Source organism: Candidatus Enterococcus ikei (assembly GCF_017316105.1).
Taxonomy (GTDB): Bacteria; Bacillota; Bacilli; order Lactobacillales; family Enterococcaceae; genus Enterococcus_L; species Enterococcus_L ikei.
The window spans coordinates 187,951-200,598 of the sequence record NZ_JAFLWD010000006.1 but is presented as its reverse complement, the minus strand read 5'-3'; the positions used below and the strand labels follow the sequence as shown (position 1 = coordinate 200,598).

Sequence of the window (12,648 nt, the reverse complement as noted above, 5' to 3'; positions counted from 1 at the left end):
GAAATGACTAATAGAAATATTTTTTCAAGATATTTCATCACTTACTTGTTAAGGTGGTCAAATAATGAAGGTATTAAAGGCGTATAAATACAGACTTTACCCTACTTCATTACAAGAAGAATTTATTAAAAAAACTTTTTCTTGTGTACGGCTTGTGCATAATCTTTTATTACAGGAACGAATCCAACTATATAAAAATTTGAAAGAAAATCCTAATTTAAAAGTTAAATTACCGACACCTGCTCAATATAAAAAAGAGCATCCTTGTTTAAAGGAAGTAGACAGTTTAGCCTTATCAAACGCACAAGTTTACTTGGATCGGGCATTTAAAAATTTTCATAGGGAGAAATCAGTTGGTTTTCCTAAGTTAAAACAAAAGAAAAACTCTGTAACTTCTTACACAACGAATAATCAAAACGGTACAGTTAAGATTATTGATGAAAAATACTTAAAAGTGCCTAAACTAAAATCGTTGATCAAAATGAAAATGCATCGTCCGATAATGGGGAAAATAAAGTCCGCAACGATTTCTTTGACTCCGAGTAAAAAGTATTTTGTCTCGATTCTTTGTGAAGAAGACATTCCTAAAGTTGAGAAAACTTATTCTGCGATCGGGATAACTTTAGGAGCTTCTGAATTTGCTGTATTATCAAATGGCAGACGTATCGACAATGATAAATATACGAAAGAATTTGAACAGCGGATCACTAGAGAAGAAAGAAAATTAACAAGGCGCAAAGAAATTGCAAAAGTAAAAGGAATAGAACTTTCACAACAAAAGAATTATCAGAAACAAAAACTAAAAGTAGCAAAAATGCGGGAAAAGCTAATGAATCAACGAATCGATTTTCTAAATAAGATTACTACAGAAATTGTTAGAAAATATGATTTGATTTGCATTGAAGATATTCATCGAGCCGATTTTTTTAGAAATAATAAGTTGCATCGTGGGATCTCAGATGTTTCTTGGGCGCTTTTTGTATCAAAATTAGAATATAAAGCCTCTTGGTATAATAAAAGATTGATCAAAGTTTCTGCATGCGGAAAATGTTCTGAACATTCAGATAATAAAAGCGTAAGTCAAATATTTATTCAAGATATTGATGAAAAAAAAGGAATACAGGATCCAGAAACTGCAGCAAGTATACAAGTGTTAGTTCAAGGATTAAAGGAATCAGTAGCTAATTAAATAGAAAATGAATAAAAGAACTGTAGGGACTACAGGGATAGCCTAGGGGATATAAGATAGATATAGCGTTTAGTCGATCATTTATCTTTTTCTAGGAAATTTCTAGTTAAATAGAAATAGTTCACTAATTATTAGTTGATGAAAAATAAAAAGTCGAACTTTATTCTAATTACTTAAACAAAAGACTGTTTGAGCAATATAGAATAAAGTTTTTTTCTATGGCCTAAAAACTATAGTACAATAATAGTAAGTAAAGATACGAAAAAGAGGGAAGTCATGAATAACTATAAAGCACTTGTTTTCTTTGATTTGGATGGCACATTACTAGATGCTGATTCTAAAATACCTAAAGAAAATCATCAAGCAATTTTACAATTAAAGAAAAACAATATCTTGCCACTGATCGCAAGTGGTCGTTCTCCAAAGGAAATCAAGCAAATTATCAAAGGAACCCCTATTGATTCTTATGTAAGTTTAAATGGACAGTTTAATGTCGTTGAAAATGAAGTTACTTCAAAACATGCAATACCATTGAAACAGATTCAAGAATTGATGGTGCTTTCTGAATCGTTAGGTCATTCCTTGGCATGTTATACAGAGGCTGAATATGCTACTTGTTATTCAACTGCGAGCATGGAAAAATTATATTGCTTAGATCATGCACCACTACCGAAAATTTCAGCAGAGTTCCATAAAGAACATGAGATTTACATGGTTTATCTTTTTTCAGAGGATGAAGGGAAAGATTTAGTATATCGAGAGAAATTTGCGGATACTTTTACCTTTTTTAGAGACAGTCCTTATTCTATGGCAGTTGTGTTAAAGGGTCGATCAAAAAAAGCAGGCATTCAGGAAATAATCAAGATCTTGGATTTGGCTCATCTGCCAACATACGCATTTGGTGATGGAAATAACGATCTAGGGATGTTTGAAGCAGTCAACACGGCAATTGCGATGGATAATGCTTCAGCCCATGTAAAAAGCCATGCTGATTATGTTACAAAGTCTCATCTGAATGATGGTATTCGTTTTGGATTAAAACATTTTGAGTTACTAAAATGAGAGGAAGTAGAAAAATGACAGTAAAAATGATTGCAGTAGACATGGATGGAACGTTTTTGAACAGCCAACAAGAGTATGACCGTGAAAAATTTAGTCAGTTGTATCAGGTAATGAAGCAGCAAGGGGTTCGATTTGTTATAGCTAGTGGAAATCAATATTATCAGCTCAAATCTTTTTTTCCAGAAATTGACAACGAATTGTCATTTGTAGCAGAAAACGGAGCGTATGTTGTTAGTGAAGGCAAAGAAATATTTACAGGTGAAATCGACCCTGAAGTCATTCACGAAGTGTTGACTGTTTTAGCAGAGTTCAAACAGGGGCATACGATTCTTTGTGGCAAAAACAGCGCTTATGTGGCTGAAGATGAACCAGATTTCTTTATTGAACATGGTCGAAAATATTATCATCGATTAAAAAAAGTTCCTAATTTATTTGAAGTAAAAGAGGATACCTTGTTCAAGTTTGCTTTGAGTTTTCCTGTTGAGCAAGTAGCAGAAGTGCTTGAACAGTTGCATGATGTATTAGGTGACAGAGTCATTCCTGTTTCTAGTGGGCATGGTGATGTTGATTTGATCATTCCAGGAATTCATAAAGCACACGGTTTGATGAAATTACAAGAGTTGTGGGGAATAAAAAATCATGAAGTAGCAGCTTTTGGCGATAGCGGTAATGATCTTGAAATGTTAAAACATGCAGGATATAGCTATGTCATGAGTAACGGGCAACCGAAGGTCAAAGTAGCAGCTAAAGAAATTATTTTATCCAATGATGAAAGTGGTGTGTTGCTGAAGATTGAAGAATTATTGAAAAAGTAGAAATGGCATAGAAAAATAGATTTAATATTACAAAGTAAAGGCAGAATATAGAATATTTTTCTTTGTAATATATTTATTTCTAAAAATACGATAGAACAACTTAAAATTTATCGTTTTTTTGATATTAAATCCACATATGTTTTTAAAAAATATACTTTTATTCTTATTAAATGTTCAAGTTTTTTTTGAAATTTATCATTTATAATGTTTAAAGGCAATGAAAAATATTACCTTTAAATAAGAATGGAGAGATGAAAGTGAAGAAATTTATGACCGTTTTTTATGCTTACTGGAATGATTAGTATTTTATCAGCACATGCCGAGCAAAATGACACCTGGAACCTGACTACTACTTTTCCAGATGGGAAGTGGGGGGCCGTTTCAGAAACAGAAAAAAATGTAAACGCTGAGTATGATCCGGCTACTCAATTATTTAAAATTAATTTCAAAGCACCAGGAAGACAATTTAATTCGCCTACTCCGAGCTTCTTTTATGAAGTGTTCTATAAAGTTACGGGCAGTGATTCTGGAAAGGTGTACAAGGAAGGTTCAACATCAATCTTTACGCCAGTTAATAAATTTGAAAGTGTTACATTTTCAGATATAAATGCAGACGATTCATCATACAAATTTGATGTTACTGCCTATGAAAGTGTTGAGACTGGTCCAATTTATCCACCAGACTTTACGCCTTATAGAGTTGACGCTCATGCACGTATTGTTAAAAATTAAAAGAAACTAAAATTAGCGGTTCAGAATTCCTACTACTAATTCTGAACCGCTAATTTTTACCGTCGTAATGTATTTTTTACATTTAATTTGTAATCAGGAATTTTACATAAATTATGAGTTGGTGTTTTTGTAAGTATATATTAAGAAATTATAGTGACTAGAATTCATGAAATATAATAGACTAATGTCTCTGCAGCTCACAACTATGTAGCTGAAAAACTACGTTTCTAGGATAGGTAGTAAAAAAAATATTGACAAAAGAAAGAATGTATCATATACTATTAAAGTTGAGAAATGAAAGCAGAAGCACCCGCTTCTCGCCTTAGCTGACAGTGTCACTGGGCTGGATATTGGATTCTTTATATCAATTGATATGAGTCCGAAAAATCGCGGGATCTGTATACAGAGCCTGTTTTTTATTGTTTTTTACAATAACGGACTTTAGGAAAGAGTTTCAGCATTTATTTTCTCTTAATAAACTTGGAGGTGAATGACCATAGCAAAGGATATGATGGTGAACGACGGCATTCGTGCACGCGAGTTACGTTTGATCGGACAAGATGGAGAACAATTAGGAGTAAAAACAAAAGTGGAAGCATTACAAATCGCTGAAACTGCCAATTTGGATTTAGTTCTAGTAGCACCTACTGCGAAACCTCCTGTTGCGCGAATTATGGATTACGGGAAATTCCGTTTCGAAACGCAAAAGAAAGAGCGTGAAGCTCGTAAGAAACAAAAAGTGATCAACGTAAAAGAAGTTCGTTTAAGTCCAACAATTGACATAAATGACTTCAATACAAAACTTCGTAATGCACGTAAATTCTTAGAAAAAGGGGACAAAGTGAAAGCTTCGATCCGTTTCAAAGGCCGTGCCATTACCCACAAAGAAATTGGTCAGAAAGTTCTTGATCGCTTGGCTGAAGAAACTGCAGATATCGCTACAGTTGAACAAAAAGCGAAAATGGACGGACGCAGCATGTTTCTAACGCTGGCACCGAAGAATGAAAATTAAGCTAACAAGCTGATAATTAGTTAATGAAATTTTTTTGAGGATGCTAGTTCAACTTTTTCAACTAATTTAGTTGAACTGTATACGAAATGAAAATGTAGGAGGAAAATTAGTCATGCCAAAACAAAAAACACACCGCGGATCAGCAAAACGTTTCAAACGTACTGGTAACGGCGGGTTAAAAAGATTCCGTGCGTTTACAAGTCACCGTTTCCACGGTAAAACAAAAAAACAACGCCGTCAATTGCGTAAAGCAGGAATGGTTTCATCAGGCGATTTCAAACGTATTCGTCAACAATTAGCAAGAATGAAATAAGAAAGCTTAGAGGACTTGTCCACGAAGCTAGATTTAAAAAAGCTTGCTTGATTTGAGAGAGCTGAAAAGATTCTTGTCACAACTTAGCAATTAAAATAACTCATAGAGACAACAGATATTTAGGAGGAATTAACCATGGCACGTGTTAAAGGTGGCGTAGTAGCCCGTAAACGTCGTAAAAAGATTCTTAAGTTAGCGAAAGGCTATTATGGATCAAAACATACATTATTTAAAACAGCACAAGAACAAGTAATGAAATCATACAGTTATGCATACAGAGATCGTCGTCAAAAGAAACGCGATTTCCGTAAATTATGGATTGCTCGTATCAACGCAGCAGCTCGTATGAATGGCTTGAGCTATTCTAAATTAATGCACGGTTTGAAATTGGCAGAGATTGATATCAACCGCAAAATGTTAGCTGAATTAGCAGTTAACGATGCAGCAGCATTTACTGCGTTAGCTGATCAAGCTAAAACAGCGTTAAACAAATAGTCTTAAAGACATTGATATAACAACGTTTATCCCTACTCATTTGAGTAGGGATTTTTTTGTTCAGATTTTTTAACTTACTCCACCAGCAAATAAAGGTGAGTCATGAGTATGTCTAAACCCAAGAGGGGAAATTTTAAACACATTAGGATTTTTAATGTAGAAGCTAACCAATCAAGGTCGTGGTGTTCTAGGGTACATCAAATGATTATCAAATTTTGTGAAGATAAGTTGAGTTGGTTCAGCCAGTATATCAAGTAATTTCAGTTCTGGGTATTGGGCTGTTCGCTAATTCTTTAATAAATCAACTGTATGCTGATCGACACTAATAGCTCTATTGTTGGCTTTTGTTTTAGGAGTTTGGATAAGTAACTCTTTTTTTCACTAGCTAGAGTTTTGCTATCTTATCTACAAGATTTATACATACCAATTGAATAGCTAATGCTTCGCCTTTTTGTAATTCGGTATATGCTGGTAGTGAAGAAAATATGTATTTTACAATAGGAAATTTGTTTTCCATTTAATTAGATGAGGTGACACCAAAATTTGCGACAGAAGAACGAACAAATGACCAAGCAAAACGATTATGGGACAGGATGGGAAGCCAAGAAAATTAAATACGGATGAAATCGTTTGGTATAAATATTCGGTGACGATCACAGAGAGTAATTACAGAAAGAAATCGACTTAAGTGATAGTGAATAGTTAAGACAATCCGATTACGAATAAAGAAATTTTAAAGTAGATAAAATGCAGATATTTGAAGGGAGGTAAAATAGTAAAAGAAAATACAGTAACCTTAATTGCTATTTTTGATGGTTGCTGTGATATATATGAGAATATAACTTTCTAAGAAATTAATATCTAAAAGGAATAATTATTTTTTTAAGAAATATTATTTGTAAAGTAAAGATTTTCACTGTTAATATCCATTTTTTAAGTTCCGTGATTTAAATAAAATAGTAGAGTCTATTTATTGCTTTCGTTTGTTTGAAGTATAAATAATTTAAATCTTTCTTGGTTTTTACAAAATAATACTATAATTTGTTCATTTTTTCCTATAGTTTGTCTATGTGTTTTTATTTTTAGTAAGAGTAGAATTTTAATTGTAATCGATTACTATTTTTTTATAATGCATTGAGTATGTTTTGACAAATTAAGGAGGAGTGAATTGAAAGAATTAATATTATCTCATGGCAATCCTTTTATATCTTTTTCAACAAATGATGCGCATTTATTTTGTTTAGCTGCAATGAATTTAGAGCAAAAAAATTTTTTAAGTTTAAATGCTTTAAATCTAGGTTTTAGTATTACAAAAACAAAGTACGGTCATATATATGACTCCTATTTAAAGATCAAACAGGAAAAAGTAATAGATCATATTGAAATTGAAAAAGAAATATTCAGAAATATTAATCAATTTAGTAATTTCTTGTTTAATATGCTATCTAAAAAATACTATATAATTTTAGATCTTGATGTTTCAAAAATTAAGGCTTATGACTTTAAAGCGCAAATAACAATTCATAGTCCTATAGTGATAGGCATTGACCTAAAAAATGAAAGGGTATTATTGGGAGATTTTTTTGATTTTAAACACTATAGCGTGCAGTGGACACCTTTAAATGAAGTTTATAATGCATATGAAGTTATAGAAAAATATATGGGGATTTTTCCAAAAGATGGTAATGATGATTGGATAAGGAAAACCAGTTTAATTCAATCAAATAAATTAAAACTAGAATTTAATCTAAATAACGTTATTAATGATATTCAAGAGTATTCTAATCCAACACATGTCAAATTTCCATCAAAGCAAGTTTCTTCTTTCCATTTAGTTTCGCACAGACTTCAAGGAATAGGTGGACCAATTGAAGAAACAGAACTTTTGGAGGTAGGTAGTGGAAACAGTGTATACAATTTTTTGAGAAAACATCTTAAGGCAGAATTTGAACAGGGAGAGTATAGAACCGTTCAGTCTTGTAGTCTACTAGTTTCACATTTTAAAATTCTGAAAGATGCAGTTATTTTTATAGAAAATAAATTACTTTTAGATGGTTTGGATCAAGATAGTATTGAGATTATGATCAACTACTCTAAGCAACTTGAAGTAATTTGTTTAAAAAATTATGTTCAAAAATCTCATAAAAATAAACTTGGAAAATGTCTGAGTTTGATAGATATAATTGAAAAAGTTGAAAAAAGTTTTTTAGCTGATCTCACCTTGAAACTCAAATTAATTATTAAAAAGTGAGGTACCTCATGAAGATATTAATGAATGTCCTAGTTTCAGCAAACATTTTTTAGTTAAAGAAAATGAGTGTTTTATTGAAAGTTCCTATAAGTGAACGGAAAATATTAATAAGAGAAGTTATATGTATAAAAAACTGTGTTTCACGAAATATTGATGCTACTGATATAAATTTTGATTGAGAGTAAAAATTTTTTTATTATATTAAATGTTCTACCCAAAATATTATAATATTAAGAATAATTTACTGTCAGTTGAGAAACTACTACAAACATACTTCTGTTTTACAAACTTTTTTTGAAATTGGTGAGTAGTACAGCTAAGCTCCAACTTAAACATTGATTTTTGTCAGACATGAGCAAATCATAATATATCGACAGGTAATGAAACACTTAACCGTTGTGGAAATCACAATGGCTGTAGAGGAAGAGAAGAAGCTTTCAAACAAAAACATATAGTAAAATCAGGAAAAAATATAGAATACATTGATTTTTTCCTGATTTCGATTCAGAAAATGGAAGAAAGTAATTATATATTAAATATTTTGTGAAAGTGTATCAAGTAAGAGTAACATGTTGACTTTTTGTTGAATAACGGAACAGGCAATTTTTTCAAGTTGATGTTTCTTTTTGTCAATAGAGTAATTTTTTGAGAGCTTTAGTTTGAGATAAGATAAAACACAGATGTTAGAATTTCTAGAGATTCTTTGTATGGTTTGTTTTAGTTTTAAAAAAATAGATTGATTTGGAAAAATACCTAACTCGTTTAAAATATCAATCCTCATATCCCAAAATGCAGCATATTCTCGTAATAAAGCTAATTGTTTTAGATTATCTATTTTGTCTTCCAATACAAACTTAGAAATATTATCGTAGCAATTGATACCAAAAATATAAGAATCTTTTTCTGAAAATGGAATGAATTTGTATTGTGTTTGAATTGGTTTGCCGATTTGTAAAGAGTAGAGATTTTTGCTCTCTAGAAAAAGATTAATGGATTGCTTGAGATCTGTCAGTGAAAACTCACAATTAATCACTTCACGAGGTTTTAGCGCAATGATTGAATCTTCATTGCGTTTATAATTGCTTGTTTTTGATCGGATATTAAAATCATTAATAGCTAAATCCAATTCTGAAGCGCTACATTCAAAATGCTTTAATTGAGCACCAATGACTGTATCTAAGGGTGAAAAATCACAAAAATAGAAAGTATTTTCTAGCTCATTTACACCGTAGAATAACATGTTATGTATACTATTATCATTTTTAAGAGAAGAAAAATGTTTTCTGTTAAACATTCCATAGACGTAATAATTCTTAGTGAGTAAAAAAGCTATAATCTCTGATAAAGAATAGTCTAAAGTGTCAATAATTGCATATGGGAATCTATACTCTAAGAGTGGTTGACAGTCGAAAAATTCAGAGGTTCTAAAAAAATCATTTAAAGATTCTTCGCTATTTTCCTGAGAAATAACGATATTCAAAAGATTATTAACCAACCATGGCTTAGTTTCTTTACGAGTACTTAATATAGAAAGAACAGTTGTTAACGGTGGAGAAAAGTTTGAAGTTAAATGTTCAAATGGAAGTATTTTTTTCAATTTATCACCTTCTAATGTTGTTTTAGTAAAAAAATAATGTTACTCTTATAACATAAAATACAATTAATTCTTTTGGTTGTCAATATATTTTCAAAAGAAAAATTAAGGTTACAAAAAGATAACAAATGTTTTTTTGCTTTTGAAAATTATTTTAACTACGTGTTTTATTGATGATGTTCTTATCAGACATAAAAGTATGTTAAAAAAATGGACAAAAGAGGATGGTGATGTAATGATTTGTGATTTAGTGATCAATAAGGAGAACAAAAATAGGTGATTTTTGAATTGATTTAATTGAATAAGTTATTAATACTAAAAGTGAGGTACTTTATGAAGAAACTAATGTATATTCCGGTCTCAGCAAACATTTCCTTAGTTGAAGAAAATAAGAATCTTGTTGATAGCTCCTATAGTTTTGAAGAGACAACAAAAACAGATTTGTATTTTGAATTAAGTAGTGAATTACGCAATAAAATCAAAAATGATTTTATCCTTGAATATTGTTTGAGTATTGCTATTGCTGAAGCATATGATGCTGATGAAATTATTATCCCAGTTAATATTGCGTATATCGCTCAACAAACAGACAATGTAAGTGGTTTTTTACATGCATTAAAAAGGTTAGCACATGCTGGAACATTAAAAAAGATAAACGTAAGGTTCTCTGAAAGCGATAATTATTTCAGGGAATATAAATTCAATGCAAACTATTTAAATGAAATATTATCAAATTTAAATATTAAATCGGCTTTGAATATTTATAGTGGGGGATTAGATTGTACGGTTGCATCGGCTTATTTAGAAAAAGAGAAAATAAAGCAACAATATATTTTTTATGATTATGGACAGAATAATATTAAAGAAGAGAAATTGTGTGTAAAAAAACAATGTGTTTCACGAAATATTGATGTTGCTGATATAACTTTTGATAAAGAGTTAAAAAATTTTTTTAATCACATTAAATTTTCTACAGGTCTCTTATCAAACAAGAAGATCACTCTAAAAAATAAAAAAGATGAATATGTTCCTTTTAGAAATTCTTTATTCATAGCATACTCTTTAAATTTTTCATACTCAGAAGATAAAGATATTACACACATAATTACTGGAAGTCATTTGGATGATGTAAATTCGCCGGATAACAATCCACTGTATTATAATATTTGGAATAATTTACTTAAGTTGACACACCACTACAATCATACTTCTGTTCTTCCAATTCTTTTTAAATTCGGAGGGAAAACAGAAGTAGTAAAATTGGGACACGACTTAAACGTTGACTTTAGTCAGACATGGACATGCCATAACAAATCTATAAGGGATGAAATACTTATTCAATGCGGAAATTGCAATGATTGTAAGGTAAGAGAGGAAGCGTTCAAAAAAAATCATCTAATGGACCCAATGCAAACTGCATATTTAGAAACTACAAGTAAAGTGGAACATGATATGGAGCATGTTGATTTAATCTTAGATTTAATAAAAAAAATAAAAGAAAGTGAAGAAACTTACGATTTATCTTCCTATGCCTCTAAATCACTTGAAGAATTTGGATTTGATTCGTTAATGGCGATACATCTTATAACATTGTTGGAAGATCGATATGACATTGAAATAGATGGCGATTATTTAATTGATTTTAACTATAAAAATCCAATAGAAATAGGTCTATTGATTAATAAGGTGAGATTGATTGATGAATGATAAAAATTGTATAAATTATAAATCAAAATACATCCAATGTAATATTAAGAGGCTATCTAAATTAATATCTCCAGAGAAATTATATGTGGTTTGTAAATCGGATAATTACGGTTTGGGTAATGCTATTTTTCATTTGTTAAAAAATCATGATGATTATATAAATGGTTATTGTGTATCTGATTTAGAAATAACTCATAGATTGAACTTTGAATTTGTAATCCCAAGTTGTTCATCTGAAAAAATAAAAGTTGGATATTCAGATGGTTCTAAATCTGAATATGTGTGTCCATGAGAAGGATGGATTGTAAATATTCCACCAGGGTATGGAGATGAATTAATAATGCGGCTAATTTCACATGTATTTTTGCTGACAAAGGATATAAATATATGGATACAATTTACAATAAACTTTAGGAGGATAATATGATTATTACAAAGATTTTTCAATTTGATATGGCACACATGCTTGATGGACACGATGGGAAATGCAGAAATTTACATGGACATACTTATAAATTAAAAACGGGAATTAAGGGTGAACTTATTCAAAAGGGTCCCCAAAAAGGTATGGTCATGGACTATGGAGAAATTAAGGATATTGTAAATGAGAATATTTTATCCAAGATGGATCATGCGTATATATTTGATAAGAATAGTAATGTTGAATCAGAAATTTCAAGTATCCTTATTAAAAATAATCAAAAAGTCTATTGTTTTGACGAAAGAACTACTGCGGAAAATTTAAGTAAACATATTTATAAAATACTAAAAGGAAAAATTCCCAATTTAATATTTGTTGAAGTTTTTGAAACACCAAGCTCTTCTGCCTACTTTGGTGATTACAATGAGTAAAAAAATGGAAGAGTTACCAATTGTTGAAATTTTTGAATCAATACAAGGAGAGGGATTCAATACTGGACGAAAAGCAATATTTATTAGGCTGGGTCAGTGTAATTTAAAATGTTCTTGGTGTGATACTGATTATAATGAATTTATTTTGATGAGTTTTGATGAAATATTTAATAAATTAGAAAGTTTTTTAGATACTAAAAATATTATTCTCACGGGAGGAGAACCGACAATTCATAGAACTCTGAATTCGTTTATTGATCGATTAAAAGAAAATTCTTTTAAAGTTTGGATTGAGTCAAATGGCATTCGAGAAATTCCTAACACAATTGACTATGTTGCAATTAGTCCTAAACGATTATATCAAAATATCTATGAAAAACACTGTGTTACGGATGCCGATGAAGTTCGAATCGTTATAGATGAAGTAGAAGGTGGATTTAATTTTTGCCAGTTCATTGAAAAAAAAGTAAAGTCACAAAAATATTATATTTCACCATGCGAGGTAGAAAATAAAATTCAATGGGCGGATGCTTTAAATGTTTTGGGAAGATTAAATGAAAGAGATAATAAAAAAGTAGACTGGCTTCTAAGTATTCAATCTCATAAAATTATGGATATTAGATAGG

At 30.5% G+C, this 12,648-nt stretch carries 13 protein-coding genes; 12 read left to right on the top strand and 1 reads right to left on the bottom strand.

The genetic code is table 11. The annotated features are described in order from the left end of the window. Window positions 1-64 precede the first annotated feature (64 nt). The 8 genes from JZO69_RS02710 to JZO69_RS02675 all read left to right on the top strand — a co-directional run bounded on the left by JZO69_RS02710 (window position 65) and on the right by JZO69_RS02675 (window position 7,869). A complete protein-coding gene (locus JZO69_RS02710) occupies window positions 65-1,189 on the top strand; it encodes an RNA-guided endonuclease TnpB family protein (RefSeq protein WP_207111365.1) in 1,125 nt (374 codons plus the stop codon). A gap of 276 nt (window positions 1,190-1,465) precedes the next feature. Continuing rightward, window positions 1,466-2,251, top strand: a complete 786-nt coding sequence (locus tag JZO69_RS02705; RefSeq protein WP_207111364.1) for a Cof-type HAD-IIB family hydrolase — start codon at window positions 1,466-1,468, stop codon at window positions 2,249-2,251. A gap of 14 nt (window positions 2,252-2,265) precedes the next feature. Beyond that, the gene (locus tag JZO69_RS02700) at window positions 2,266-3,066 is read left to right on the top strand and encodes a Cof-type HAD-IIB family hydrolase (RefSeq protein ID WP_207111363.1); all 801 of its coding nucleotides are present in this window, start codon (window positions 2,266-2,268) and stop codon (window positions 3,064-3,066) included. 282 nt (window positions 3,067-3,348) lie between these two features. Then, entirely contained in the window at window positions 3,349-3,798 is a 450-nt protein-coding gene (locus tag JZO69_RS02695; protein WP_207111362.1) for a hypothetical protein, read from the top strand. Between the two features lie 490 nt (window positions 3,799-4,288). Continuing rightward, window positions 4,289-4,810 carry a translation initiation factor IF-3 gene (infC, locus tag JZO69_RS02690; protein ID WP_207111361.1) on the top strand — a complete coding sequence of 174 codons (522 nt, stop codon included), beginning with the start codon at window positions 4,289-4,291 and terminating at the stop codon, window positions 4,808-4,810. A gap of 112 nt (window positions 4,811-4,922) precedes the next feature. Continuing rightward, window positions 4,923-5,123 (top strand): 50S ribosomal protein L35, encoded by a 201-nt coding sequence (rpmI, locus tag JZO69_RS02685; protein ID WP_010762697.1) that lies wholly within the window; start codon window positions 4,923-4,925, stop codon window positions 5,121-5,123. 135 nt (window positions 5,124-5,258) lie between these two features. Beyond that, window positions 5,259-5,618 carry a 50S ribosomal protein L20 gene (gene rplT, locus JZO69_RS02680; protein WP_086346323.1) on the top strand — a complete coding sequence of 120 codons (360 nt, stop codon included), beginning with the start codon at window positions 5,259-5,261 and terminating at the stop codon, window positions 5,616-5,618. A 1,168-nt stretch (window positions 5,619-6,786) separates the two neighbouring features. Next, on the top strand, window positions 6,787-7,869 hold the full coding sequence (locus JZO69_RS02675) for a hypothetical protein (protein ID WP_207111360.1): 1,083 nt from the start codon (window positions 6,787-6,789) through the stop codon (window positions 7,867-7,869). A 532-nt stretch (window positions 7,870-8,401) separates the two neighbouring features. On the opposite strand, the gene JZO69_RS02670 is transcribed toward JZO69_RS02675, so the two are convergent. Further along, the gene (locus JZO69_RS02670) at window positions 8,402-9,466 is read right to left on the bottom strand and encodes a hypothetical protein (RefSeq protein ID WP_207111359.1); all 1,065 of its coding nucleotides are present in this window, start codon (window positions 9,464-9,466) and stop codon (window positions 8,402-8,404) included. Between the two features lie 330 nt (window positions 9,467-9,796). Here JZO69_RS02670 and JZO69_RS02665 point away from each other — a divergent pair, with 330 nt between their 5' ends. From JZO69_RS02665 to JZO69_RS02650, 4 genes are all read left to right on the top strand, one after another. Continuing rightward, window positions 9,797-11,170 carry a 7-cyano-7-deazaguanine synthase gene (locus tag JZO69_RS02665; protein WP_207111358.1) on the top strand — a complete coding sequence of 458 codons (1,374 nt, stop codon included), beginning with the start codon at window positions 9,797-9,799 and terminating at the stop codon, window positions 11,168-11,170. Beyond that, window positions 11,163-11,462: a type III PLP-dependent enzyme domain-containing protein gene (locus JZO69_RS02660; RefSeq protein WP_207111357.1), complete on the top strand. Its 300-nt coding sequence runs from the start codon at window positions 11,163-11,165 to the stop codon at window positions 11,460-11,462. Before JZO69_RS02665 ends, JZO69_RS02660 begins: the two co-directional genes overlap by 8 nt. Before the next feature lie 131 nt (window positions 11,463-11,593). Then, window positions 11,594-12,022 carry a 6-carboxytetrahydropterin synthase QueD gene (queD, locus tag JZO69_RS02655; RefSeq protein WP_207111356.1) on the top strand — a complete coding sequence of 143 codons (429 nt, stop codon included), beginning with the start codon at window positions 11,594-11,596 and terminating at the stop codon, window positions 12,020-12,022. Next, window positions 12,015-12,647, top strand: coding sequence for a 7-carboxy-7-deazaguanine synthase QueE (locus JZO69_RS02650; protein ID WP_207111355.1), 633 nt, complete (start codon window positions 12,015-12,017; stop codon window positions 12,645-12,647). The genes queD and JZO69_RS02650 overlap by 8 nt, the downstream gene beginning before the upstream one ends. Window position 12,648 lies beyond the last annotated feature (1 nt).